The 22,967-nt window shown below is 68.6% G+C and carries 26 protein-coding genes; 10 read left to right on the top strand and 16 right to left on the bottom strand.

Annotation, left to right across the window (positions count from 1 at the left end; translation table 11 throughout):
- Positions 1–2: 2 nt before the first annotated feature.
- The gene (locus OG817_RS06995; RefSeq protein WP_406052892.1) at positions 3–1,292 is read right to left on the bottom strand and encodes an aspartate aminotransferase family protein; all 1,290 of its coding nucleotides are present in this window, start codon (positions 1,290–1,292) and stop codon (positions 3–5) included.
- A 66-nt stretch (positions 1,293–1,358) separates the two neighbouring features.
- Here OG817_RS06995 and OG817_RS06990 point away from each other — a divergent pair, with 66 nt between their 5' ends.
- The gene (locus tag OG817_RS06990; protein WP_406052891.1) at positions 1,359–2,453 is read left to right on the top strand and encodes an LOG family protein; all 1,095 of its coding nucleotides are present in this window, start codon (positions 1,359–1,361) and stop codon (positions 2,451–2,453) included.
- Here OG817_RS06990 and OG817_RS06985 read toward each other — a convergent pair.
- The gene (locus OG817_RS06985) at positions 2,446–2,907 is read right to left on the bottom strand and encodes a GNAT family N-acetyltransferase (RefSeq protein WP_406052890.1); all 462 of its coding nucleotides are present in this window, start codon (positions 2,905–2,907) and stop codon (positions 2,446–2,448) included. The genes OG817_RS06990 and OG817_RS06985 overlap by 8 nt on opposite strands.
- Before the next feature lie 39 nt (positions 2,908–2,946).
- On the opposite strand from OG817_RS06985, the gene OG817_RS06980 reads away from it, so the two are divergent.
- Positions 2,947–3,651, top strand: a complete 705-nt coding sequence (locus OG817_RS06980; RefSeq protein WP_406052889.1) for an alpha/beta fold hydrolase — start codon at positions 2,947–2,949, stop codon at positions 3,649–3,651.
- Positions 3,652–3,657: 6 nt separating this feature from the next.
- On the opposite strand, the gene rlmN is transcribed toward OG817_RS06980, so the two are convergent.
- From rlmN to OG817_RS06965, 3 genes are all read right to left on the bottom strand, one after another.
- Positions 3,658–4,779, bottom strand: coding sequence for a 23S rRNA (adenine(2503)-C(2))-methyltransferase RlmN (gene rlmN, locus OG817_RS06975; RefSeq protein ID WP_396394105.1), 1,122 nt, complete (start codon positions 4,777–4,779; stop codon positions 3,658–3,660).
- Between the two features lie 67 nt (positions 4,780–4,846).
- Positions 4,847–5,245 carry a LysR family substrate-binding domain-containing protein gene (locus OG817_RS06970; RefSeq protein WP_406052888.1) on the bottom strand — a complete coding sequence of 133 codons (399 nt, stop codon included), beginning with the start codon at positions 5,243–5,245 and terminating at the stop codon, positions 4,847–4,849.
- Positions 5,246–5,265: 20 nt separating this feature from the next.
- A complete protein-coding gene (locus OG817_RS06965) occupies positions 5,266–5,748 on the bottom strand; it encodes a LysR family transcriptional regulator (protein ID WP_406052887.1) in 483 nt (160 codons plus the stop codon).
- Between the two features lie 71 nt (positions 5,749–5,819).
- Between OG817_RS06965 and OG817_RS06960 the strand changes: the two genes are divergently transcribed.
- Positions 5,820–6,674, top strand: coding sequence for an oxidoreductase (locus OG817_RS06960; protein WP_406052886.1), 855 nt, complete (start codon positions 5,820–5,822; stop codon positions 6,672–6,674).
- Between the two features lie 36 nt (positions 6,675–6,710).
- On the opposite strand, the gene OG817_RS06955 is transcribed toward OG817_RS06960, so the two are convergent.
- Both OG817_RS06955 and OG817_RS06950 read right to left on the bottom strand, forming a co-directional pair.
- Positions 6,711–7,394, bottom strand: coding sequence for a C39 family peptidase (locus OG817_RS06955; RefSeq protein ID WP_406052885.1), 684 nt, complete (start codon positions 7,392–7,394; stop codon positions 6,711–6,713).
- A 201-nt stretch (positions 7,395–7,595) separates the two neighbouring features.
- On the bottom strand, positions 7,596–8,510 hold the full coding sequence (locus OG817_RS06950) for an LLM class flavin-dependent oxidoreductase (RefSeq protein ID WP_406052884.1): 915 nt from the start codon (positions 8,508–8,510) through the stop codon (positions 7,596–7,598).
- Positions 8,511–8,571: 61 nt separating this feature from the next.
- Between OG817_RS06950 and OG817_RS06945 the strand changes: the two genes are divergently transcribed.
- Positions 8,572–8,976: a MarR family winged helix-turn-helix transcriptional regulator gene (locus tag OG817_RS06945; protein WP_393397090.1), complete on the top strand. Its 405-nt coding sequence runs from the start codon at positions 8,572–8,574 to the stop codon at positions 8,974–8,976.
- Between the two features lie 31 nt (positions 8,977–9,007).
- The gene (locus OG817_RS06940) at positions 9,008–10,009 is read left to right on the top strand and encodes an LLM class flavin-dependent oxidoreductase (RefSeq protein WP_406052883.1); all 1,002 of its coding nucleotides are present in this window, start codon (positions 9,008–9,010) and stop codon (positions 10,007–10,009) included.
- Here OG817_RS06940 and OG817_RS06935 read toward each other — a convergent pair.
- The 6 genes from OG817_RS06935 to rpsB all read right to left on the bottom strand — a co-directional run bounded on the left by OG817_RS06935 (position 9,999) and on the right by rpsB (position 14,881).
- Positions 9,999–10,589, bottom strand: a complete 591-nt coding sequence (locus OG817_RS06935) for a GNAT family N-acetyltransferase (protein WP_406052882.1) — start codon at positions 10,587–10,589, stop codon at positions 9,999–10,001. The two genes, OG817_RS06940 and OG817_RS06935, sit on opposite strands and share 11 nt — an antisense overlap.
- A 4-nt stretch (positions 10,590–10,593) precedes the next feature.
- On the bottom strand, positions 10,594–11,442 hold the full coding sequence (locus OG817_RS06930) for a phosphatidate cytidylyltransferase (protein ID WP_406052881.1): 849 nt from the start codon (positions 11,440–11,442) through the stop codon (positions 10,594–10,596).
- The gene (gene frr, locus OG817_RS06925; RefSeq protein ID WP_360452262.1) at positions 11,442–11,996 is read right to left on the bottom strand and encodes a ribosome recycling factor; all 555 of its coding nucleotides are present in this window, start codon (positions 11,994–11,996) and stop codon (positions 11,442–11,444) included. Before frr ends, OG817_RS06930 begins: the two co-directional genes overlap by 1 nt.
- A 139-nt stretch (positions 11,997–12,135) precedes the next feature.
- The gene (gene pyrH, locus OG817_RS06920) at positions 12,136–12,897 is read right to left on the bottom strand and encodes a UMP kinase (protein WP_238163420.1); all 762 of its coding nucleotides are present in this window, start codon (positions 12,895–12,897) and stop codon (positions 12,136–12,138) included.
- 55 nt (positions 12,898–12,952) lie between these two features.
- The gene (gene tsf, locus OG817_RS06915; protein WP_131354969.1) at positions 12,953–13,771 is read right to left on the bottom strand and encodes a translation elongation factor Ts; all 819 of its coding nucleotides are present in this window, start codon (positions 13,769–13,771) and stop codon (positions 12,953–12,955) included.
- A gap of 84 nt (positions 13,772–13,855) precedes the next feature.
- Complete coding sequence (gene rpsB, locus OG817_RS06910; RefSeq protein ID WP_406052880.1) at positions 13,856–14,881, bottom strand: 30S ribosomal protein S2; 1,026 nt, start codon at positions 14,879–14,881, stop codon at positions 13,856–13,858.
- 300 nt (positions 14,882–15,181) lie between these two features.
- Here rpsB and OG817_RS06905 point away from each other — a divergent pair, with 300 nt between their 5' ends.
- A complete protein-coding gene (locus tag OG817_RS06905) occupies positions 15,182–15,823 on the top strand; it encodes a M23 family metallopeptidase (RefSeq protein WP_406052879.1) in 642 nt (213 codons plus the stop codon).
- Between the two features lie 8 nt (positions 15,824–15,831).
- Here OG817_RS06905 and OG817_RS06900 read toward each other — a convergent pair whose 3' ends face one another.
- From OG817_RS06900 to OG817_RS06890, 3 genes are all read right to left on the bottom strand, one after another.
- Positions 15,832–16,233, bottom strand: coding sequence for a VOC family protein (locus OG817_RS06900; protein WP_406052878.1), 402 nt, complete (start codon positions 16,231–16,233; stop codon positions 15,832–15,834).
- Between the two features lie 68 nt (positions 16,234–16,301).
- Positions 16,302–16,781 (bottom strand): Rrf2 family transcriptional regulator, encoded by a 480-nt coding sequence (locus OG817_RS06895; RefSeq protein WP_131354981.1) that lies wholly within the window; start codon positions 16,779–16,781, stop codon positions 16,302–16,304.
- A 63-nt stretch (positions 16,782–16,844) separates the two neighbouring features.
- Positions 16,845–17,786, bottom strand: coding sequence for a tyrosine recombinase XerC (locus OG817_RS06890; RefSeq protein ID WP_406052876.1), 942 nt, complete (start codon positions 17,784–17,786; stop codon positions 16,845–16,847).
- Positions 17,787–17,922: 136 nt separating this feature from the next.
- Here OG817_RS06890 and OG817_RS06885 point away from each other — a divergent pair, with 136 nt between their 5' ends.
- From OG817_RS06885 to dprA, 4 genes are all read left to right on the top strand, one after another.
- The gene (locus tag OG817_RS06885) at positions 17,923–19,551 is read left to right on the top strand and encodes an APC family permease (protein ID WP_406052874.1); all 1,629 of its coding nucleotides are present in this window, start codon (positions 17,923–17,925) and stop codon (positions 19,549–19,551) included.
- Between the two features lie 76 nt (positions 19,552–19,627).
- Positions 19,628–19,984, top strand: a complete 357-nt coding sequence (locus OG817_RS06880; RefSeq protein WP_360452222.1) for a YraN family protein — start codon at positions 19,628–19,630, stop codon at positions 19,982–19,984.
- Entirely contained in the window at positions 19,984–21,561 is a 1,578-nt protein-coding gene (locus tag OG817_RS06875) for a YifB family Mg chelatase-like AAA ATPase (protein WP_406052872.1), read from the top strand. Before OG817_RS06880 ends, OG817_RS06875 begins: the two co-directional genes overlap by 1 nt.
- Before the next feature lie 122 nt (positions 21,562–21,683).
- Positions 21,684–22,961: a DNA-processing protein DprA gene (gene dprA / locus OG817_RS06870; protein ID WP_406052871.1), complete on the top strand. Its 1,278-nt coding sequence runs from the start codon at positions 21,684–21,686 to the stop codon at positions 22,959–22,961.
- Positions 22,962–22,967: the final 6 nt, after the last annotated feature.

The raw sequence follows: 22,967 nt of genomic DNA, 5'->3' as shown, positions 1-22,967 counted from the left end.
CCTCAGCGCAGGGTGTTGAAGGAGTCGCGGATGATCTCGAGGGCTTCGGTGGCCTCGTCCTCGGTCAACGTCATCGGTGGCGCCATCCGGAGGACGTTGCCGTACAGGCCACCCTTGCCGACCAGGAGACCCCGGTTCTTGGTCTCCTGCTGGAGTTTGGCGGTGGTGGCCGGGTCGGGGCTGTTGTCGTCCGGCTTGACGATCTCGGCGGCCAGCATCAGGCCCCTGCCGCGGACGTCGCCGAGCTCGAGGAACTCCTCGGAGATGCCGCGCAGGCCGTCGACCAGTTGCGAGCCGCGCTTGGCCGCGTTCGCCTGCAGGTCGTGGTCGAGCAAGTAGTCCAGCGTCGCCTTCGCCGCGCTGGTGGAGATCGGGTTGCCGCCGAACGTCGACAGCGAGTTGGCGCTCAGGCTGTCCATCAGCTCCGGCGTCGCGACCACACCGCCGATCGCGAACCCGTTGCCGAGGCCCTTGGCGAACGTCATCGCGTCCGGCACCATGTCGTGCGCCTGGATCCCCCAGAAGTGCTCGCCGGTGCGGCCCCAGCCGGTCTGCACCTCGTCGGAGATGAACAGGATGCCGTACTCGTCCAAGACCTCCTTGAAGGCGGCGTACAGGCCGTCAGGGCCGGACGAGAAGCCGCCGACGCCCTGGATCGGCTCGGCGATCAGGCACGCGACGTCGCCCGCGGTCGTGGTCTCGATGACGTTGCGCAGATCGTCGACGCAGACCTTGATGTAGTCCGCGTCGGGCAGGTCACGGAACGGGCTGCGGTACCGGTAAGCACCTTGCACGTATTGGACGTTGAGCGGTGACAGGCTGCTCGCGGACCAGCCGCGGTTGCCGGTGATGGCGACCGTGCCGAAACCGCGGCCGTGGTAGGAGTTGCGCATCGCCAGCACCTGGTTGGACCGGCGCCGCTGGGTGGCCAGCATCAGGGCCGCCTCGTTCGCCTCGGTGCCGGAGTTGGTGAAGAAGACCTTGGCGTTCGGGATCCCGGACAGCTGCGCGATCTGCTCGGCCAGCTCGATCTGCTTGCGGATCAGGTAGACCGTCGAGGTGTGCGCGATACCGGTGGCCAGTTGCTCACGCACCGCGTCGGAGATCTCCGCGATGTCGTAGCCGATCGCGTTGGTCAGGATGCCGGCGAAGAAGTCGAGATAGGTGGCACCTTGGCCGTCGGTCACCCGGCGGCCCGATCCCTGCACGATCTCGATCGGCTCCTCGTAGTACAACGCGAGCCAGTCCGGCATGACGGCCTTGTGACGCTCCCAGAGCTCCGCATGTGTCATGCCTAAGCATTACCTCATCGCGTCGCTCGCTCATAGTGGGCTTCTATGACGGTTAAGGTGCTCTGCGTGACATTGCCGAGCATCCCGCACGTGGACATCGAATCCTTGGCGCATTTCGACCGGATCGTGGCGGCGGGCGCCACCTCGATGGCGGGCTGGCGGGTTCAGTCGGTCGACCTGACCGGCCGGACGGCGGAGCTGCTCGGGCTGAGCCCGATGGGCTCCCTGTTCCTCGGCTGCGTGCTGGAGGAGAAGGCCGACGCCTGGATCCGCGACGGCGGCGGGCTCGTGTTCCCGGCGATCCCGTCCCTGCCCTTCGACGCCTACCGCGGCACGCTGTACGACGCCGAGGAGCTCTACGCCGACCTCGAGAACGGGTACGACGCCACACCGGACGCGCAGATCTACGCATGGTCCCGGCAGCACGACGAGAAGGGCGACACCAGCCGGACCCTCGCGGCCGCCCTGCACGACCACTCCATCGCCGACGCGCTCCACGAGTTGCCCACCGACCAGCCGTGGATCGGTGTCATGGGCGGACACGGTGTCGCCCGCGGGAGTACGTCGTACCGGTCGGCCGTCATGCTCGGGCGCAGCCTCGCCCGGACGGGCCGCACCGTGGTGACCGGCGGCGGTCCTGGCGCCATGGAGGCGGCGAACCTCGGTGCATCCCTGTCCGGGTACGACGTGTCCGCCGTCGACACCGCACTGACCGCACTGGCCGCCGTACCGTCGTTCAAACCCTCGGTGGCCGAGTGGGCCGCCGTGGGGCTCCGCGTACGGCGTGAGTTCCCCGGCGCCGGCGGGGTGTCGATCCCGACGTGGTTCTACGGGCACGAGCCACCGAACGTGTTCGCGTCGTCGATCGCCAAGTACTTCTCCAACGCCCAGCGGGAGGACGTGCTGCTCAGCCGGGCGAAGGGCGGGATCGTCTACCTCCCCGGCGCGGCCGGAACGGTGCAGGAGGTCTTCCAGGCGGTGACACCGAACTACTACGGCGATCCGGCGACCCAGATCCCTCTCATCCTCGTCGACGTCGAGCACTGGACCGTCAAGCTGCCGGTCTGGCCGCTGCTGCAGTCCCTGGCCGCGAAACGCGCGATGGCGACATCACTCCACCTGGTCGACACCATCGACGAGGCGACCGCGCTGGTCAGCTGAGGACCCTGGTGAGCTTCACGTCCTCCTCCTCGAAGCCGAGGCTGCGGTAGAAGCCGCGTGCGGACATGTTGGCGGCGCCGGTGTCGAGCGTGATCGTGGTGACGCCCAACCGACGTGCGTGGTCGGTCACAGCGTCGATCAGAGCACGGCCGACGCCTTCGCCTTCGTGACTCGTGGACACCACGAGCTCACCGACGTACAGCTCCTGGTCACCGGACCAGTGCGTCCGCCGCTCGCCGGTGACGAAGCCGGCGACCACACCGTCCATCTCGGCGACGTACACGAACCGGCCTGGTTCGGCGGCTCGCTCGACCGCTTCGACGACCCAGCCGGTGACAGCCGCACGCACTCCATCCGGTGAGCGCCAGCGGGCCACTCCCTCCATCAGTCGCGGCGCCAGGTCGAGCACCGCCTGCCTGTCCTTCTCCTCGTACCGACGTACCTCACCACGCATGACCCAAGTTTGTCGGAGGCTTGGTCTACCGTGCGCGGCATGACGAACTTCGTGTTGGTGCCAGGGGCGTGGCTCGGTGCGTGGGCGTGGGACGAGGTGGCGGCCGGGCTGCGCGCGGAGGGGCACGGAGTTTATCCGCTGACGCTGAGCGGGCTGGCCGAGCGGCACGGTCCGGATTCCGCTCAGGTCGGACAGCAGCAACATGTCGACGACATCGTGGCGGTGATCGAGAGCCACGATCTGCGGGACGTCGTCCTCGCCGGGCACAGCTACTCCGGGATCCCGGTCGGCCAGGCCGCCGGGCGGATCGGCGACCGGCTGCGGCGAGTGGTGTACGTCGACTCGAACATCCCCGCCGATGGGAAGTCGTTCGTCGACGGCTGGTCCACCGAGGGACGCGCCTGGGTCGAGGGGCAACTGGCCGCGTCCGGCGGGTTCTGGCCACCGCTCGCGGCCGAGGACTACGCCGACCAGGATCTCTCCGACGAGGCGATAGCCCTGATCGTCGCTCGCAGTACGCCGCACCCCGGCCGGGCAATCTCGGAGCCGGCCCGACTGACCCTCCCGATCGGCGACCTGCCTACGACGTACCTCAAATGCCTGCTGGACGGCGCGACGCCTTCGGCAGACGTCGCCGAGCAGCTCAAGAGCCCGTCCTGGGAACTGCTCGAGCTACCCACCGGCCACTGGCCGATGTTCTCCCAACCCGCAGCTCTCACCAAGCTGCTGGGCGAGTTGGCCTGACGGGAATCAGGATTTGTTGGCGGCGGCCAGCTGGCCGCACGCTCCGTCGATCTCCTGGCCGCGGGTGTCGCGGACCGTGGTCGGGATGCCGCCGGCCTGGAGGCGACGGACGAACTCGCGCTCGTCGGCCGGGTCCGAGGCGGTCCACTTCGAGCCCGGGGTCGGGTTGAGCGGGATCAGGTTGACGTGCACCCAGCCCCAGTCGCCACGGGCGGCCAGCTTCTCCGCCAGCAGGTCCGCGCGCCAGGCGTGGTCGTTGATGTCACGGATCATCGCGTACTCGATCGAGACCCGGCGCTTCGTCTGCCGCGCGTACCCCCACGCCGCGTCGAGCACCTCGTCGACCTTCCAGCGGTTGTTGATCGGCACGAGCTCGTCGCGCAGCTCGTCGTCCGGCGCATGCAGCGACAGCGCGAGCGTGACCGGGATGCCCTCGGTGGAGAGCTGGTTGATCCGCGGCACCAGGCCGACCGTCGACACGGTGACACCGCGCGCCGAGATCCCGAGGCCCTCCGGCGACGGGTCGGTGAACCGGCGGACGGCGCCGATCACGGCCTTGTAGTTGGCCATCGGCTCGCCCATGCCCATGAACACGATGTTGTTGACCCGGCCCGGCCCGCCGGTGATCTCACCGCGCGACAGCGCCCGGGCACCGTCGACGACCTGCTCGACGATCTCCGCGGTCGTCATGTTCCGGGTCAGGCCGGCCTGACCGGTCGCGCAGAACGGGCACGCCATCCCACAGCCGGCCTGCGACGACACGCACATGGTGGTGCGGTCCGTGTACCGCATCAGGACGGACTCGACCAGCGAACCGTCCAGCAGCTTCCACAGCGTCTTGCGGGTCTGCCCGTTGTCGCACTCCAGGTCACGCACCCGGGTCAGCAGCGGCGGCATCAGCTCGGCCACCAGCTTGTCCCGGGTCGCGGCCGGGAGATCGGTCATCTCGGCCGGGTCGGACACCAGCCGGGAGAAGTAGTGGTTCGACAACTGCTTGGCCCGGAACGCGGGCTCGCCCAGCGCGGCCACCGCCGTACGCCGTTCCTCCCCGGTGAGATCGGCCAGATGCCGCGGCGGCTTCTTGGCACGGCGCGGCTCATCGAAAACAAGGGGAAGGGAGGTAGTCATAACCGACCTATTGTCGCCCGCCGCCCCGACCGTTCACAAATTCACATCCCATGACCCCTGTCACCCCTCAGCCGGTGGTGGTGATCTGACCGGACTCGGCCAGCTCGACCACCACGTCCCGGACGGCGGGCAGGATCGGCGACGGGTTGGCGGGCAACCACACCATCTCCGTCGAGACGGTTTGACCGGCCACGGGGACGAAGACCACCCCGGTACGACGCAGGCTCTGCGCCGACCGGGCCAGTTTGGTCACCCCGACACCGGCTGCCACCATTCCGAGCAGCACCTGGACGCTCGAGTCGCGGTGCACCACGTTCGGCACGAATCCGGCCGCCCGGAACTCCTCGTCGTAGAAGTCGTGCCACGGTCCCCAGGCGCTCCGCGGAGTCAGAAGCCACGGGTCACCGGCCAACTCGGTGAGCTTCAGTTCGCTGCGGCCGGCCAGCGGATGCCCAGCCGGCAGCACCGCGCAGACTTCCTCAGCGATCAGCGTCCGGTCGCCAGCGTGTCGACCAGCGGTGGTCGCGAGAAGGCGATGTCGTACCGGCCGCTGGTGATGCCCTCGACCAGCTGACTGATCGTGGTCTCCTCGGTCGACAGCCGCAGCTCGGGAAGGCGCTCGCGTACGGCCCGGACCACCGGCGGCAGCAGATAGTTCGCCGTCGTCGCCAGAAACGCCAGCCGCAGCTGCCCGGCCTCGCCACGGACTGCCTGGCCGACGACGCCCATCGCCGCATCCGCACGCGCCAGCACCGCTCGCGCCTCGGGAAGGAAGACCGCGCCGACCTCGGTCAGCGCCGTGCCCCGGCTGTCACGGTCGAAGAGCTTCGCACCGACCATCCGCTCCAGCAACGTGATCTGCTGCGACAGGGACTGCTGCGCGATGGTCAGCCGCGCCGCCGCCCGGGTGAAGCTCGACTCCTCCGCCACCGCGACGAAGTACCGCAACTGCCGGAGCTCGGGGGTCACAGGCCCAGGCTACTGCCGCGCCAGGCAGCCGATGTTGGCCCCGCAAGCAGGCCCGGACGAAGACTCGAAGTGTGAACAACACACTGGAAACACACGACGAACAAGGCCGGGTCTGGCTGATCACCGGCTGCTCCACCGGCTTCGGACGGGAGCTCGTCCTGGCCGCTCTCGCGGCCGGCGACCGAGTGATGGCCACGGCCCGGCGGCCCGAAACCCTGACCGACCTTGCCGAGCTGGGCCATGGCCGGATCAGTACGGCCGTTCTGGACGTCACCGACTCTGCCTCGATCGAGGCAGCGGTGCAGGCGACGATCGCGGTCTTCAGCCGGATCGACGTACTGGTCAACAACGCCGGCTCGATGGTGCTCGGCGCCGTCGAGGAGGCGTCGATGGCGGATCTGCGCGAACAACTCGACGTCGTCTTCTTCGGTGCCGCCGAGGTGACGAAGGCCGTCCTGCCGGTGTTCCGCTCGCAGGGCTCGGGAACGATCGTGCAGATGAGCTCACTCGGCGGGCTCAAGACCTATCCCGGCTACGGCGCGTACCACGCGGCGAAGTACGCGCTGGAAGGTCTGTCCGAAGCGCTGGCGACCGAGGTCGCACCCCTCGGGATCCGCGTCCTTCTGGTGGAGCCGGGCGCCTTCCGGACCGAGTTCAACCGCAACAAGCGAGCCACCGCCGAGCTGGACAGCTACCGGGACACCGCAGGCGCGACCCGGGCCGCGACCAGACAACTGCTCGACTCCGAGCCGAACGACCCGGTCAAGGGCGTCGCGGCGATCATGAAGGCGCTGGACAGCGACAACCCGCCGCTGCGGCTGCTGCTCGGCAATGACGCGGTCGACGGACTCCGCGCACACCATGAGGCGCTCCTGGCCGAGGTGACCGAGTGGGAGCAGCTCAGCCGGTCCACTGCCATCGAGTAGCGGGCTGGAGCGGTCGCACTCCAGCCCGCTGGGCGATCAGGCCGAGTAACCCTTCGGCGGAATCAGCGTGGCGAGCTGGTTGAAGGTCAGCCAGTACGTCGCGGTCGGGGCGAAGCCGGCCGGGTCGGCGATCAGCACGGTCATGTCGCTGGAGTCGTACCCGATCACGGTGAAGTAGTGGTAGATCGTGTAGTTCGGGTAACCCGGCGGGTGGTTGCCGGCCGGGGCGACGATGTTCGCGACGATCGGGTAGTTGTTGTCGATGTCGAGGGTGACGTCGCGCCAGAGCAGGTCGCGCTGCGCCTGGGTGGGCGGGTCGTTCGGCATCTCCTTGGTCTCGTACCAGCCGGTGCCGAGGTGGTTGTTGAGCACCCGGGTCACCTGCCCGATCCAGTCCGTACCGTTCGTGGTGGTGGGCAGTTCGTTGGCCAACTGCTGCTGGCTCGGCGGTGAGATCCGGGCGGACAGGGCGATCCGGGTCGCTGCCGGGCCACACCAGTAGCTGGTCTGCTGGTACTGGAAATCGATGGGCAGCGTCTTGACGGCCTGCGTGGCGTAGCCGAGCGTCGGCACCGGCTTGGCGGCCGCAGTGGCCTTGGCGGAGATGGCGGGCGCGGTTGCCACCGCGGTCGCCGGAGTGGATGCCATCGGCAACGCTGCTGCCGCGACCAGGGTCAGACCGCTCAGTGCGGCCTTGAGTTTCGTCGTCGTATGCCTCATGTCAGCTCCTCAGCCTCACAGGGACGCCCGGGGCGTGGTCGTCCCATCACTGAGTGCATTCCTGCCGCCCCCGCCTTGTAAACCCCTCCAGCACCCGTCCCGGCACCGGCGCGACTGGTGTTTGCCCAGGTCAGAAGCGGTTTCCAGTCACGGTGGGGAGGCGTGAAAAAATAACCAACCCTTTCCATCCAGCTCGAAGGGTCAGGCTGCGGAGGTCTCCTCGAGGACCGGATCGATGATCTCCCGGACCAGCCACTGAGCCGCCCGATCCGGGTACGGGCGGGTCAGCGAGAGCACGATGTGGTCGAACCCCAGCCCAGCCGCCCGCCGGATGATCGTTCGGGTCGCGGCCGGATCGTCGTACGAGACGAGTTGCTGCAGCGAGCGGCTGACTGTGGCCGGGTCGCGGCCGATGCGGGCGCACTCCGCGTCGAGTCGACGGGCCCGGTCGGCGAGAACTTCGAAGTCGGTGTGCGGCGGGCCGCTGATGTTCCAGATGTCGGCGTACTCGGCGATCAGCCGCATCATCCGGTTGCCCCAGCCGCCGATCAGGAGCGGCGGTCCCGGTCGCTGGATCGGCTTGGGCTCGTTCCGGTTCTGCTCGAGCGTGTAGTACCGGCCGTGGAAGTCGAAGACGTCCTGCGTCCACATGCCACGCAGGATCTCGATGGTCTCGCGGAGTCGGTCCACCCCCTCCCCCGGCGGGACCAGCGTCAGCCCGTACGCCTCGTACTCCGCGACGGCCGGGTTCGGTCCAGCGATACCGCCGGCGCCGGGCGGTTGATGCGTACCGCCGGCACCGAGGCCCATGGTCAGCCGGCCGCCCGAGATCACGTCCAGGGTGCTGGCGATCTTGCCGAGTACGGCGGGCGCGCGGACGCGGTTGCTGGTCACGAGCAGACCGAAGCGAAGGCGGGTCGTCTGCGCGGCGAGCGCGGTGAGCAGCGTCCAGCCTTCCAGTACGTCGCCGTCCTTGGGCCCGACGAGCGGCAGGAAGTGGTCCCACAACCAGGCGTCGCGGAACTGCGGGAACTCGTCGGCCTCGAGCCAGACGCGCTGGATGTCGGCGTACGGGACATGCATCGGGGTGGTTTTCAAGCCGAAAGTCAGAGTCATAATCGTCAGGGTAGCTGATGATCAGCAGTCCTGACGATCAGTGGAGCGGTAGATTTAGCCCATGATGTCCGACCGGCTGGGGTATCTGCTCAAACATGTCCTCGCGCAGCTGACCGACGAGCAGGCCAAAGCGCTCGCCCCGTACGGGCTGAACGGCCGGGATCTCGCCGTACTGTCCGCAGTGGTTGCCGGTGAGCCGCTCTCGCAACTGGAGGTCGCCTCCAGGCTCCGAGTCGACCGGACCTCGATCGGCGACCTGCTCGACAGCCTGGAGGAACGCGGACTGGTCGAGCGCCGGCGCAGTCCGGAGGACCGGCGGCGCAACGTCGTGGTGCTCACCGCCAAGGGCGAGTCGACGTTCGAGGAGGCGGAGCGGGTGCGGCTGGAGGTTGAGCGCGAGTTCCTGGCCTCGCTGCCGGATGCCGACCGGTTCCGTGAGGATCTGCGGCTGCTGCTCGGGGAATGACCGCTGGGCAGCCGCAGTTGGAAATGAAGTCATGGCTGCTCTCACTGGGGTTCCGCTCTCCGTCTTGGACCGCTCGCGGACGCGGGCAGGTGAGACGGAAGCGAAGACATTGCGTGCGACCGTCGAGCTCGCGCAGCAGGTGGAAGAGCTTGGCTACAAGCGTTTCTGGGTCTCAGAGCACCACAGCGTGCCCGGAGTGGTCGGATCGGCTCCCACAGTGCTGGCAGCCGCGATCGCAGCCCGCACGAGCCGGATCCGCGTCGGCACCGGCGGCGTGATGCTGCCGAACCATCAGCCGCTCGTGGTGGCCGAGCAGTTCGGAGTGCTGGAGTCGCTGTACCCGGGCCGCATCGACATGGGCCTCGGCCGCTCTGTCGGCTTCACCAACGGCATCCGCCGCGCCCTGGGCGTCGAGAAGGACGCGGCCGAGGACTTCGCCACACAGGTCCAGGAGCTACTGGGCTACTTCACCGGCACACTGCAGAACCAGGTCCACGCTCGTCCCGGAGAAGGTCTGCGCATCCCACCCTTCATCCTCGCCGTCGGCGAGGGCGCCCACCTCGCCGCTTCGCTCGGACTCCCCCTGGTCATCGCCGGCAGGGATGAGTCGGCTTTGCTCCAGTTGGTCGACGGCTACCGAGCCGAGTTCCAGCCGTCCACGTGGGCTCCGCGGCCGTACGTCGTACTCGCGGTGACTGCCGCTGTTGCGGAGACCACGGAGGAGGCCAGGCAGTTGCTGTTGCCCGAGGCATGGGCGAGTGCCTACTCGCGTACGCGCGGGGTGTTCCCACCGCTGGAGCCTTCGGTACCTGGCGACCTGACCGCGAAGGCGCGCGAGCTCTTCGAGCAGTCGCTTCGCGGCCAGATCTACGGCACACCCGACCAGGTCGACGAGGCCCTCGGCGGGCTGGTACGTCGTACCGCCGCCGACGAAGTGCTGATCACCACGAACACCTACGACCGGGCCGACCTGGTCGCGTCGTACGCCGCTCTGGCCGAGCTGGCGGGCACTCGCCGTACCGTCAGCGGTTGAGCCGGTCCTCGAGGCGCTTGCGGACCTCGGGCCACTCGTCGCCCAGGATCGAGAACACCACGGTGTCGCGGAAGGAACCGTCAGCCTGCCGTCTCTCCCGGCGCAACACGCCTTCGCGGGTCGCACCGAGCTTGGCGATGGCCGCCTGCGACCGGGTATTGGTGGAGCCGGTCTGGATCTTCACCCGGCCGAATCCGCAGTCCTCGAAGGCGTGCTGGAGCAGCAACAGCTTGGCCGCCGGGTTCACCGCCGTACCCCAGACCGCCGGCGCGTAGCCGGTCCAGCCGAGGTGGATCGATTCGTTGGTCAGGTCGACGTCGCCGAGGCTCGACGTACCGACGAGGGTGCCGTCGGCAACCAACCGGACCGCGTACGCGTAGCGCTGCTCCGATGACGGGATCCACTGCGCCCGCATGGCTTCGGCATCGGCCGGCATCCCGGCGATTCCACCGGCGAAGCCGGCGGCGTACACCTGCTCGTTGCCGATGGCGGCGTACAACTCCTCGATGTCGCCGTCCTGCAGCCGGTCCAGCCGGACGACCTCGCCTGCCAGCGACCGTCCGTCGGGCGCCACCGTCATGCGCTCACCCCTTCACCAGAAGATGCAGCAGCAGCCAGACCGCAGGGGCCGTGGCCAGCAACGAGTCCAGCCGGTCCATCACACCGCCGTGCCCCGGCAGCAGGTTGGACATGTCCTTGATGCCAAGGTCGCGCTTGATCATCGACTCGCTGAGATCGCCCACCGTGGCTGTCAGCACGGCCACCGCGCCGACGATCGCACCGGCCCACCAGTCCCCGTCGAGCAGCCACACGACCGAACCGATGCCGGCACCGATGCACGCGAGGGTCGAGCCCGCGAAGCCCTCCCAGGACTTCTTCGGACTGATCGTCGGAGCCATCGGGTGCTTGCCGAACAGCACCCCGGCCGCGTAGCCGCCGACATCACTGGCGACCACGACCAGGAAGAAGGTCACAACCCGCTGCGGGCCGTCCGACTCCGGCTGGACCAGCAGGATCGCGAAACCGGCCAGCAGCGGTACGTAGCCGATCAGGAACACCCCGGCGCTCGCGTCCCGGACGAACCCGACCGATCCGCCCGGCATCCGCCACCAGATCGTCGCCAGCACCGTGAGCGCGAGCGCGATCAGCAGCGCCATCGGTCCCCAGAAGTACGCCGCCATCAGCATCGCCGTCGTACCGGCGAACAGCGGGATCCTCGGGATCACCGCGCCGCCCGCACGCAGAGCCTTGATCATCTCGTCGACGGCCACCAGCACGGCGGCCAGCACGAGGACGGCGAACAGAACCTTCTGCCAGAACAGCGATCCGAGGATCAGGGCGCCGAGACCGACCCCGACCGCGATGGCCGCAGGCAGATTCCGCCCGGCGCGGCTCGGGCTGGGACTCGGCGCGGGCGTGCTGTCGACGCCCATCACACCTCGAGCAGTTCGGCTTCCTTGTGCTTGAGCAGATCGTCGATCGAGTCGACGTACTTCTTCGTCAACCCGTCGAGCCGCTTCTCAGCACTCTTGCCCTCGTCCTCGCCCGCGTCGCCGTCCTTGACGGTCTTGTGCACCTGGTCCATGGCGTGCCGGCGGATGTTGCGGACCGAGACCTTGGCTTCCTCGGCCTTGGTCTTGGCGACCTTGATGTACTCCTTGCGCCGCTCCTCGGTCAGCTGCGGCATCACCACCCGGATCACCGCACCGTCGTTGCCCGGGTTCACCCCCAGGTCTGAGTCGCGGATCGCCTTCTCGATCGCCGCCATCGCACCCTTGTCGTACGGCGAGATCAGCACGGTCCGGGGCTCCGGGACCTGGAAACCGGCCAGTTGCTGCAGCGGCGTCGGGCTGCCGTAGTAGTCGGCCAGGATGCCCGCGAACATCTGCGGGTGGGCCCGGCCGGTGCGGATCGCGGCGAAGTCGTCCTTCGCGACCTCCACAGCCTTCGCCATCTTCTGCTCGGCTTCGCGGAGAGCTTGGTCGATCACGACATTCCTCGCTTCCTCAGGGCCGCCTCGGCGCGGCCACTGCATACCCTACGAACGCAGGTTTACCAGATAACGGACATCCACCCGTGTCGAACGATCCTAGTGGTACGCCGCGGTACCGGCTGCGGCCGGGGGACTACTGACCGGGAGAAACGATGGTCCCGATCTTCTCGCCGTGCACGACCCGGGCGATGTTGCCCTCCTCGAGGCCGAAGATCACGATCGGTAGCGCGTTGTCGCGGGCCAGGCTGATCGCGGTGGCGTCGGCGACCCGCAGTCCGCGGGCGAGGAAGTCGTCGTACGACAACTGGTCGAACTTCACCGCGTCCGGGTTCTTCTTCGGGTCGGAGTCGTAGACCCCGTCCACGCCCTGCTTGCCCATCAGCAGCGCCTCGGCGCCGATCTCCAGCGCCCGCTGCGCGGCGACCGTGTCGGTGGAGAAGTACGGCATGCCGGAACCGGCGCCGAAGATCACCACGCGGCCCTTCTCCAGGTGCCGCTCGGCCTTGCGCGGGATGTACGGCTCGGCGACCTGGCCCATCGTGATGGCGGTCTGCACCCGGGTCTCGATGCCGAGCTTCTCCAGGAAGTCCTGCAGCGCCAGGCAGTTCATCACCGTGCCCAGCATGCCCATGTAGTCGGCCCGGTTGCGCTCCATCCCGCGCTGCTGCAACTCGGCGCCGCGGAAGAAGTTGCCACCGCCGACCACCACGGCGACCTGGACGCCGGCCCGGGCCACCCCCGCGATCTGCTTGGCGATGGAGTTCACCACGTCGGGGTCGACGCCGAGCTTGCCGCCGCCGAACACCTCACCCGACAGCTTCAGCAGCACCCGGTGATAGGCCGGCGCGAACGGCGAAGAGGCCGGACTCGTCTCGGTACCCAGGGTTTCCGTCACGATTCCGGCCTCCTCGATCGTTGCTGTCTTGCTGATCCTTCGAAGATCCCGAAGCTCAGGCGCCGACCTCGAAGCGGGCGAACCGCTTCACGGTCACGCCGGCCTCGTCGAGCACGGCCTTCACGGTCTTCTTGCTCTCCTGGACCGACGCCTGCTCGAGCAGGACGACGTCCTTGAAGAAGCCGTTCACCCGGCCCTCGACGATCTTCGGCAGAGCCTGCTCCGGCTTGCCCTCCTCGCGGGCGGTCGCCTCGGCGATCCGCTTCTCGTTCTCGACCGTCTCGGCCGGGACCTCGTCGCGGGTGGTGTACAGCGGGCGCATCGCGGCGGCCTGCATGGCGGCACCGCGAGCGGCCTCGACGTTGTCGCCCTCGAACTCGACCAGCACGCCGACCTGGGCCGGCAGATCGGCGGCACGCTTGTGCATGTACGCCGTCACCTGGCCGTCGAACACCGCGACCTTGCCCAGCTCGAGCTTCTCGCCGATGACCGAGGCCAGCGCCTCGATGTTCTCGGCGACGCTCTTGCCGTCGGACAGCTTCTCGCTCAGCAGGCCCTCGACGTCGGCGACCTTGCTGGCGGCGGCGTGCGCGACGATGTCGGCGGCCAGCTGCTGGAACTGCTCGTTCTTGGCGACGAAGTCGGTCTCGCAGTTCAGTTGGACCAGCGCGTTCTCCGCCGCGGCCACCAGGCCGTTGGTGGCGGAGCGCTCGGCGCCCCGCTTGGCGGCCTTGGCCGCGCCGTGGATGCGCAGCTCCTCGATCGCCTTCTCGAAGTCGCCGTCGGTGGTCTCGAGCGCCTTCTTCGCGTCCATCATGCCCGCGCCGGTGGCGTCGCGGAGCTTCTTCACGTCAGCGGCGGTGTAGTTCGCCATTCCTCGTTCTCTCGTCTTGTCGATGCGGCTGGATAGGCGGGCTCGAGTGCCGCCCGGTGTGAACCGGGCGGCAACTCAGGGCTGTCAGGCCTCGTCGGCCTTGGGGGCCTCGTCGGCCTTCGCGGCGTCGACGGCCGGGGTCTCCTCGACAGCAGCCGGGGTCTCCTCGACAGCAGCCGGGGCTTCCTCGACAGCGGCCGGGGTCTCCTCGACAGCGGCCGGGGCTTCCTCGGCAGCGGCGGCCGGCGCCTCGGCGGCGGCATCCTTCGGCGCCTCGGCGGCTTCCGGAGCCTTCGCGGCGTCGCCATCAGCGGACTTGGCCTCGGAGGTGCCGTTCTGGCTCTCCAGCAGCTCGCGCTCCCAGGCGGCCAGCGGCTCCTCGGCGCCGAGCTCCTCACCGGCAGCGGCGGCACCCTGACCCGAGCGGGCCATCAGGCCGTCGGCGACGGCGTCGGCGACCACGCGGGTCAGCAGGCCGACCGAGCGGATCGCGTCGTCGTTGCCCGGGATCGGGAAGTCGACCTCGTCCGGGTCGCAGTTGGTGTCCAGGATGCCGATGATCGGCAGCTTCAGCTTGCGCGCCTCGTCGACGGCGAGGTGCTCCTTCTTGGTGTCCACGATCCACACGGCGGCCGGAACCCGGGCCATGTCGCGGATACCGCCGAGGGTCTTCAGCAGCTTGTCGTGCTCGCGCCGCTTCTGCAGCAGCTCCTTCTTGGTGACGCCCGAGGCCGCCACGTCGTCGAAGTCGAGCAGTTCCAGCTCCTTGAGCCGCTGGAGCCGCTTGTTCACGGTCTGGAAGTTGGTGAGCATGCCGCCCAGCCAGCGCTGGTTCACGTACGGCATGCCGACGCGGGTCGCCTGCTCGGCGATCGCTTCCTGAGCCTGCTTCTTGGTGCCGACGAAGAGGATCGCCCCGCCCGAGGCGACCGTGCTGCGGACGAACTCGTAGGCGCGGTCGATGTACGACAGCGACTGCTGCAGGTCGATGATGTAGATGCCGTTGCGCTCGGTGAGGATGTAGCGCTTCATCTTGGGGTTCCAGCGCCGGGTCTGGTGCCCGAAGTGCACGCCGCTCTCGAGGAGCTGCTTCATGGTCACGACGGCCATGAGGGTGTTGCCTCCTGTCGCGCTTTCCCGGGTCGCTCGATCCGGTCGGCGCAGTCTCGGTTGTCTCGCGGCGGACCGGGGTGGCCCGCCGTGCCTGATGCCCGTCGGCACGCAACCCACCCGGGAGGTCCCGGGACCGAGGGAGGCGCGCTGTTGTGCGGGCATGCGTAGTCGTCCCACTCACAGGGGACGCCACCGGAAGTGTACGGGACCACCCCGGCCCAAAGCGAACCGGGCCCGGTTGTCCACAGCCCCGAACTCACCGCCGGAAATCAGGGGTTTCGACGGCATGTTCCAGGCATGAACGTCGTCCTTCTCGCCCTGACCCTCGCCACCGCAGGCCCGGATCCTGCGAACTGGCCCCTCCAACCCCGTCCCGAGGTCGTCCGCGGCTTCGAACTGCCCGCCAAACCCTGGCTCCCGGGCCACCGCGGCGTCGACCTGACCGGCTCCCCCGGCCAACCCGTCCGCGCCGCAACCTCCGGCACAGTCACGTACGCCGGCCAGCTCGCCGGTCGCGGCGTTGTCGCGGTGTCACACGGCGCGCGCCGGACCACCTACGAGCCGGTCGTCCCAGCGGTCACCGTGGGCACTCCCGTCACCATGAGCACGGTGATCGGCCACCTCTCGGGCGCCGGCTCACACTGCTCACCCGCGACCTGTCTTCACTGGGGCCTGATCGAAGGCAAGCGCTACCTCAATCCGCTCACGCTGCTCCCGGACCGTCCGGTCCGCCTACTCCCTCTCAGTTCCACGCAGGCCGCGGGCGCGGCGCGGCCTGTCGAGGCGCAGCCGGTTCACACCACCGCATCGCCACCCCCGCAGCCGGTGCGCTCGACCGCGTCACCGCCGGCTTCAAGCTCCAACCGGACAGGCGCGATCGTGGTCGCGAGTACGGCGGCCTTGGCCCTGGCCGGCGGGCTGCTGCTCAAGCGCCACTAGGACAGGCCTTAGGCCAGGTTGAGCTGCCACGAGATCCCGAACCGGTCGCCGACCCACCCGAACTTCCGGCTCCAGCCGTACTCCCCCAGCGGCATCATCACCTTGCCCTTCTCGGACAAGACGGCGAACAGGCGGTCGATCTCAGCCTCGTCCGCACAGTCGACCCAGAGCGAGATCGACGGCGTGAAGTCGAACCCGTGCTGCACCGGGCTGTCGCTGCACATGTACTGCTGACCCGCCAAGGTGAAGATCGCATGCATCACCGAGCCGTCGGCGCCGGGTCCCTCCGGCCCGTAGCGAGTGATCGAGACGACCTCCGCATTGTCGAAGAGCGACAGGTAGAAGTTCATCGCCTCCTCGGCCCTGCCGTCCTGGAACATCAGGAACGTGGTGGTCTTCTGCTCAGCCATCAGTCCTCCTGTAGTCACGGCTTATATAAGGCCACACTGTAACAGTCGGATCAGGGTCCGGGGAGAGGTCAGCTGCCAGGAACGCGCGCTTGCCAGGCGTCCTCGTCGCGGGAGCGACGCTCGACGCCGGCCGGGAGCTTGTTCTTGGCGAGATCGATGAGCGTGGTGTGCTCGAGCACGTCCCGCAGACTCGCGCGGGCGGCGATCCAGACCCGTTGCAGTACGACGGCGCGCTCGTTGTACGCGACGCTCTCGGGCCGCACCCCCGAGATGCTCACGATCGGTCCGTCCACCGCACGCATCACGTCGGCGACAGAGATCTCGTTCGGGTCCACGGCGAGTTTCCAGCCGCCGGACTGTCCCCGCTGACTCGCCAGGATCCCCGCACGCCGGAGGTCGGCCAAGATCCCCTGGAGGAACCCATGCGGAATGCCCTGTGCACGGCTGAGCTCCTCGGCCGACACGACCGACGGGTCGTTCGCCACCCATCGTTGGGTGATCTCGATCAGCGCCCGCAACGCATAGTCAGACTTCGCCGAAACCCGCATGAACCGCAGTCTGCCCCATCCCCGCACCCGCTCGCCGCATCCACCCGCGGACAGCCCGACAGATCAGGCCCGAGGGTGAGCCTGTTCGTAGGCCCGGCGCAGACGGTCGGTGGAGATGTGGGTGTAGATCTGAGTGGTCGCCAGCGATGCGTGACCGAGCAGTTCCTGGACGCTGCGAAGGTCGGCACCACCTTCGAGCAGGTGGGTTGCCGCGGTATGGCGCAGACCGTGCGGCGACAGGTCGGGGGCATCGACGACTCCGATCCGCTCGTGGACAAGGCGTCGTACCGCTCGCTGATCGATTCGGCCGCCACGGGCACCCAGGAACACCGCCGGCCCACTCCCCTGCCGCGCCAGCTGCGGGCGGGCTTCGTCGAGCCAGCGCCGCAGTGCGTCGGAGGCCGGCACTCCGTACGGGACAGAGCGTTCCTTGCGACCCTTGCCGAAGACGCGGACAACTCGGCGCGAGGTGTCGATGTCGTCGATGTCGAGGGCACAGAGTTCGCCGACGCGGATGCCGGTCGCGTAGAGCAGTTCCATGATCGCCAGGTCACGCAGGCCGATCGGGCTGCCGTCGTCCGCCGCCACGGCCGCCGCGTCGAGCACGGCACGCGTGTCGGCCTGCCCCAACACTCCCGGCAGGCTCTTGTGCGGCCTCGGACTCGCCAGCAACGCGCCCGGATCCGTGCTGATCCGTCCGGTTCGCTGCGCCCAGGCGGTGAAGACACGCGCGGCGGTGGCGCGGCGCGCCATCGTGCTGCGTGCCTTCCCGAGGCTTTGCTGCTTGGCCAGCCACGACCGCAGCCCTCGGATATCCAGGCCTTCAAGATCATCGTGACCAAGACGAATCAAATGTTCGAGTAAATCCGCGACGTCCCCACGGTACGCTCTGACCGAATGTCTGCTGAGGTCCCTCTCCGCCGCCAGATGCCGTTCGTAGTCAGCCAGTAACGCAGTGAAACCTTCCGGCCAGGAAGGGTTCGCGCTGACATCGTCCGGCCTCATGCCTCGACGATGCGGGAGCCGGCGCGGCATCGCAAGGCACCGCGCGGGGGCCGAGGAGAGGAGGTCTGGTCGATAGCCCGACGGTCGACTACTGTTCGGCCCGATTGCCCTAGTAGCAACGGAGGCACCCCTGACCATGGCCCCCTCAGCGAACGGACAGACCGTAGGCCGGCGCCTGCCGGTCGAGTCGGCGTTCACTCGAGTCGAGGACGCACGGCACCGTCTGCCGCGCTTGTTCGGTCGTCGCGATCTGGTCGTACTCGGCCTGGGCGTGATGATCGGGTCCGGCATATTCAGCATCAGCGGCAACCAGGCGGCCAAAGTCGCCGGTCCGGCCGTGATTTTGTCGTTCGTCATCGCGGCGATCGTCTGTGTGCTGGCCGCGGCCTGTTACGCCGAGCTGTCGTCCACGATTCCTGTTTCGGGTAGCGCGTACACCTTCAGCTATGTGACCTTCGGCGAGATGTGGGCCTGGCTGGTCGGCTGGGCGCTCGTGCTGGAACTCGTCACCGCGGCCGCGATCGTCGCCCGCGTCTGGTCGGCGTACTTCCTGGCCACACTGGACGGGTTCGGACTGACACTGCCCGACGGCGTGGCGAAGTTCTTCGGCCCGGATGCGAAGGTCAACCTGGTCGCGCCGCTGCTGCTGCTGATCCTGACCGCTCTGATCGTGACCGGTACGAAGCTGTCCGCCCGGGTGCTGACCGTGGTGGTGATCGCGAAGGTCGCCGTGATCGTGCTGGTCGTGGTGGTCGGCGCGGCGCACATCAACATGGACAACTACCACCCGTTCGTGCCGATGGCCCGGGCCGCGCCCGCGACCGCCAGTCCAACCTTGCTGGGCTGGATCCTGGACTCGTCGTTCGGTTCGTTCGGGATGATGGGCATCTTCACGGCCGCGAGCTCGATCGTGTTCGCCTACATCGGGTTCGACCTGATCGCGACCGCGTCCGAGGACGCGCGCAGCCCGCGCAAGACGGTCCCGCAGGGCATGCTGCTCGGCGTCGGCGCCGTCACGATCCTCTACATCGCGATGGCCGTCGTTCTGGTCGGAATGCGCCCGTACGGCGAGCTGGGCGGCAGCGCACCGGTCTCCGAAGCGTTGGCGGCGACAGGGGTCGGGTGGGCCGCGAAGGTGGTCAATCTGGGTGCATTGCTCGCGCTGATGACAGTGATCATGGTGGTGCTGATCGCGCAGAGCCGTGTGTTGTTCAACATGGGCCGTGACGGTCTGCTGCCGAAGAGCCTCGGCCGGGTCAGCCGGGTGTACTCCTCCCCTGCCCGCGCGGCGGCCGCTGCCGGCTTCGCGGCACTCGCGCTGACGCTCTACCCGAAGGTGCTGGAGCTCGAGGAACTGCTGGTCATCGGTGCATTGTTCTGCTTCGCGTTCTGTGCGATCGGCGTGCTCACCCTGCGTCGCTCCGAGCCGAACCTGGAGCGTGGTTTCCGGGTGCCGATGGTGCCGCTGATCCCGCTGCTGTCGCTGGCCGCAACGGTGTGGCTGATGCTGAACCTGAAGACGAGCACGTGGACGAAGTTCGGTATCTGGATGGTCATCGGCCTGGCGATCTACGGGCTGTACGGGCGCTGGCACAGCCGGCTGGCCAACGAGGACAGCTGGGACTACGACATCGGCGACACCGACCCTGGGACCGGTGGTCTGCAGGCGATCCGCACCGAGCAGCCTGGCGAACCGACGAACGAGTTGCGCGCTGTCCGCACGCCGCCGCAGAAGCCGACGCGCGGCAAGCACATGCGCAACTGAGGTTGTCCACAGGAGAAAAGTGATGTCCGAAATCGAGGCCTGATCCCGGCATGTTCTCTGCCGGAGGTGGTCATCGATGCGGACCAAGAACGTCGTCGGACGATACGGCGAAGACCTCGCCGCCAGGTATCTGGCCGGAGAGGGCTTCGCCATCCTCGAGCGCAACTGGCGCTGCGAGCTGGGCGAGATCGACATCGTCGCGCGCGAGGGCGACACGCTTGTCGTCTGTGAGGTGAAGACCCGGCGCGGGCTGAACTACGGCAGCCCGCTGGAGTCGATCACGTACCGGAAGCTGACCACGCTGCGGAAGCTGGCGGGTCGCTGGCTGCAGACCCACCAGCTCAAACCTGGCGCGATCCGGATCGACATCGTCGCCGTGCTCTTCGACCAGAACACGGCGCCGCAGGTCGACCACTTGCGAGGTGCGGCCTGATGGCGCTCGCACAGACGTGGTCCGTCGCGCTGGTCGGTCTCGAAGGCCACCTGGTCGAGGTCGAGGCCGACATCGCGCAAGGCCTGCCCAAGACGACGCTCATCGGACTGCCGGACGCATCGTTGTCCGAGGCCCGTGATCGGGTCCGCGCCGCGGTGGTCAACAGCGGGGAGCGATTCCCCGATCGCAAGGTCACCATCGGCCTCTCACCGGCCACCCTGCCGAAGACCGGTTCGCATTACGACGTCGCCATCGCGCTCGCCTTGCTCACGGCCGCGGGAGTGATCGACGCCGAATCGCTGCGGCAGACCGCGATCATCGGTGAGCTCGGCCTGGACGGCCGGATCCGCGAAGTCCGTGGTGCGCTCGCGATGACCCTGGCCGCGGCCCGTTCCAGCTTCGAGCGCATCGTCGTCCCGGAGCTGAACTCGGGCGAGGCGCGCCTCGTGCCCGGCATCGAGGTGTACGGCGTGCGCTCGCTACGGCAGGTGCTTGCCCTGTTGCGTGGCACCGAGATCCCGGACGAGGCACCGCCGCGGGCTGAGCCCCGGCTGCTGTCCGAGTCGCTGACCCGGGTTCCGGAGGTCGATCTGGACGACATCATCGGCCAACGCGAGGGGCGACGGGCGATCGAAGCCGCGGCCGCGGGCGGGCACCACCTGTTCCTGCACGGGCCGCCGGGGTCGGGCAAGACGATGCTGGCTGAGCGGCTGGCCGGATTGATGCCGGACTTGAGCACGGACGACTCGCTCGAGGTGTCCGCGGTGCATTCGCTGGCGGGGCTGCTGACCAACGACGCCGAGCTGGTGGTGCGTCCGCCGTTCATCGCGCCGCACCACACCGCGTCGCTGTCCAGCCTTGTCGGTGGTGGCTCTGGCATGCCGCGGCCGGGGGCGATCAGCTGTGCGCATCGCGGGATCCTGTTCATCGACGAGGCGCCCGAGATGCATCCGCTGACGCTCGACACTCTGCGGCAGCCGCTGGAGTCCGGGTACATCGAGGTCCATCGGTCGGCGGCTGTGGCGAAGTTCCCGGCCCGCTTCATGCTCGTGCTCGCGGCCAATCCGTGTCCCTGCGGCATGTCCGGCGCCGGGAACGCGATCTGCAACTGCACGCCGCAGGTGCTGGCGAGGTATCGGCAGCGGATCAGTGGACCGATCAAGGATCGCCTCGACATTCAGCGGCAGATCCTGCCGACCGCACGAGGGGTCGCCGACCGCGAGGCCTCCGAGTCGACCGCGGCAGTCGCCGAGCGCGTGAAGGCAGCACGCGACCGGCAGGCGTACCGCTACCGCGAGACCGGCTGGATCCTCAACAGCGAGGTCCCCGGCCCGGTGCTGCGGCGCGAGTTCCCGTTGGATGCCGCCAGCCACAAACTCCTCGAGGACCTCTACACCGCCGGCCGCCTCACCGCCCGTGGCTTCGACCGCGTCGTCCGAGTGGCTTGGACCCTCGCAGATCTCCAAGGCATCGACCAACCAACCGCTGCCCTGACCCACGAAGCCTTCCAACTCCGCACCGGCGAACCCCTGACCGACCTCTCCGACACCCGCCCCCTCAAAGGAATCCCCGCATGACGCTCAACTGCATCACGGCTCCAAGGAACCTGGCTTCGCAGGAACCGGCCTCTGCCATCACCTCAGGCAATCAGTTGCCTGCGCCCCCATCCCGTCGCAGCACGTGTACGTCCTCTCCCCCGATGACGTTGCCTCGGGCATCCAGCACCTCCGCGGCTGAGGCACGTGCCTCGGTGGCGGTCGCGGAGGGGGTGGTGGGTGGAGCTGACGTGGTGGACGAGGCGTCGGTGGATGGGGTTGGCGGGACAGGTGGTGGTGGGACCGCGGGAGTTGGCGGGGGCGGGGATGAGGAGCGGCTGGTTCGGGTGGGGTTGTCCCGGGTGGTGGAGCCCGGGGACCTGGCGGCCTTGAAGGCGTTTGCAGGGATGGAGGTGCTGGAGATCTGGGAGCGCTTGCGGGGGAAGGCGCCCGGCACCGAGCGGTGGTCCACGCGGCTGGCTACGGCGCAGCCTGAGCGGGACCTCGAGCGGGCGGCTGCTGCAGGAGCGCGGTTCGTGATCCCTGGGGACGACGAGTGGCCCGAGCAGGTGGAGGTGCTGGCCGAGGCCGGGCAGTTGACTCGTCGGGCCGGCGTGCCGTTCGGGCTGTGGGTCCGAGGGCCGGCGCATCTGCGCAAGACGCTCGCGCGATCCGTCGCGATGGTGGGTGCTCGCGCGTGTTCGTCGTACGGCGAGCATGTCGCGGCGGAGCTCGCGGGTGGGCTCGCGGACAACGGGATCACGGTGGTGTCAGGCGGGGCGTACGGGATCGATGCGGCGGCGCATCGGGGTGTGCTGGCTGGTTGCGGGGTGACGGTCGCCGTGCTGGCGTCTGGGGTTGATACGAGCTATCCGAAGAGCAACTCCGCGATGTTCAGCCGGATCGTGGAGGACGGGTTGGTGGTGAGTGAGCTGCCACCGGGATGTTCACCGACCAAACTGCGGTTCCTCGCGCGCAACCGGCTGATCGCGGCGGGCACGCTCGGCACGGTCGTCATCGAGGCAGCGGTCCGGAGCGGAGCGCTGAACAGCGCAGGTTGGGCCGAGCAGTGCGGACGTGCCGTCCTCGCGGTGCCCGGGCCGATCACGTCCCGCATGTCCGCAGGCAGCCACCTGCTGGTCCGCGAACGAGACGCCGTACTCGTCACGAGCGTCGCCGAGATCATCGAGGCCGTCTCCCCGCTCGGCACCGGCCTCGCGCCGCGCCCACAAGCCCCCAAGAATCCCAGCGACGACCTGCCCCACGACGTCCGCCGCACCCTCGACGCCGTCCCGGTCGTCAACCCAGCGCCCGCCGCCCGCATAGCCACCACCGCAGGCCTGGACCTCCCGACCACCCAGTCCTGCCTCGAAACCCTCGCCGCCCTCGCCCTGGTCCACCCCACCCCAACCGGCTGGCGCCTGACACCTACCCCACCCTGATGTGGG

Origin of the sequence: Kribbella sp. NBC_00889, from assembly GCF_045207705.1 — a bacterium.
In the GTDB taxonomy this organism is placed as follows: domain Bacteria; phylum Actinomycetota; class Actinomycetes; order Propionibacteriales; family Kribbellaceae; genus Kribbella.
This window is presented reverse-complemented; position numbering and strand designations above follow the sequence as displayed.

What these genes read in the sequence shown, in the direction of transcription:
- rpsB (WP_406052880.1), bottom strand. Translation starts at nt 14,881, where the DNA reads ATGGCCGTCGTGACCATGAAGCAGCTCCTCGAGAGCGGCGTGCACTTC.
- OG817_RS06955 (WP_406052885.1), bottom strand. Translation starts at nt 7,394, where the DNA reads ATGAGGCATACGACGACGAAACTCAAGGCCGCACTGAGCGGTCTGACC.
- rlmN (WP_396394105.1), bottom strand. Translation starts at nt 4,779, where the DNA reads ATGACTACCTCCCTTCCCCTTGTTTTCGATGAGCCGCGCCGTGCCAAG.
- OG817_RS06980 (WP_406052889.1), top strand. Translation starts at nt 2,947, where the DNA reads ATGACGAACTTCGTGTTGGTGCCAGGGGCGTGGCTCGGTGCGTGGGCG.
- OG817_RS06875 (WP_406052872.1), top strand. Translation starts at nt 19,984, where the DNA reads ATGGCGCTCGCACAGACGTGGTCCGTCGCGCTGGTCGGTCTCGAAGGC.
- tsf (WP_131354969.1), bottom strand. Translation starts at nt 13,771, where the DNA reads ATGGCGAACTACACCGCCGCTGACGTGAAGAAGCTCCGCGACGCCACC.
- OG817_RS06930 (WP_406052881.1), bottom strand. Translation starts at nt 11,442, where the DNA reads ATGGGCGTCGACAGCACGCCCGCGCCGAGTCCCAGCCCGAGCCGCGCC.
- OG817_RS06905 (WP_406052879.1), top strand. Translation starts at nt 15,182, where the DNA reads ATGAACGTCGTCCTTCTCGCCCTGACCCTCGCCACCGCAGGCCCGGAT.
- dprA (WP_406052871.1), top strand. Translation starts at nt 21,684, where the DNA reads ATGACGTTGCCTCGGGCATCCAGCACCTCCGCGGCTGAGGCACGTGCC.
- OG817_RS06995 (WP_406052892.1), bottom strand. Translation starts at nt 1,292, where the DNA reads ATGACACATGCGGAGCTCTGGGAGCGTCACAAGGCCGTCATGCCGGAC.
- OG817_RS06945 (WP_393397090.1), top strand. Translation starts at nt 8,572, where the DNA reads ATGATGTCCGACCGGCTGGGGTATCTGCTCAAACATGTCCTCGCGCAG.
- OG817_RS06885 (WP_406052874.1), top strand. Translation starts at nt 17,923, where the DNA reads ATGGCCCCCTCAGCGAACGGACAGACCGTAGGCCGGCGCCTGCCGGTC.
- OG817_RS06890 (WP_406052876.1), bottom strand. Translation starts at nt 17,786, where the DNA reads ATGAGGCCGGACGATGTCAGCGCGAACCCTTCCTGGCCGGAAGGTTTC.
- OG817_RS06940 (WP_406052883.1), top strand. Translation starts at nt 9,008, where the DNA reads ATGGCTGCTCTCACTGGGGTTCCGCTCTCCGTCTTGGACCGCTCGCGG.
- OG817_RS06950 (WP_406052884.1), bottom strand. Translation starts at nt 8,510, where the DNA reads ATGACTCTGACTTTCGGCTTGAAAACCACCCCGATGCATGTCCCGTAC.
- OG817_RS06935 (WP_406052882.1), bottom strand. Translation starts at nt 10,589, where the DNA reads ATGACGGTGGCGCCCGACGGACGGTCGCTGGCAGGCGAGGTCGTCCGG.
- OG817_RS06985 (WP_406052890.1), bottom strand. Translation starts at nt 2,907, where the DNA reads ATGCGTGGTGAGGTACGTCGGTACGAGGAGAAGGACAGGCAGGCGGTG.
- OG817_RS06895 (WP_131354981.1), bottom strand. Translation starts at nt 16,781, where the DNA reads ATGCGGGTTTCGGCGAAGTCTGACTATGCGTTGCGGGCGCTGATCGAG.
- OG817_RS06880 (WP_360452222.1), top strand. Translation starts at nt 19,628, where the DNA reads ATGCGGACCAAGAACGTCGTCGGACGATACGGCGAAGACCTCGCCGCC.
- OG817_RS06900 (WP_406052878.1), bottom strand. Translation starts at nt 16,233, where the DNA reads ATGGCTGAGCAGAAGACCACCACGTTCCTGATGTTCCAGGACGGCAGG.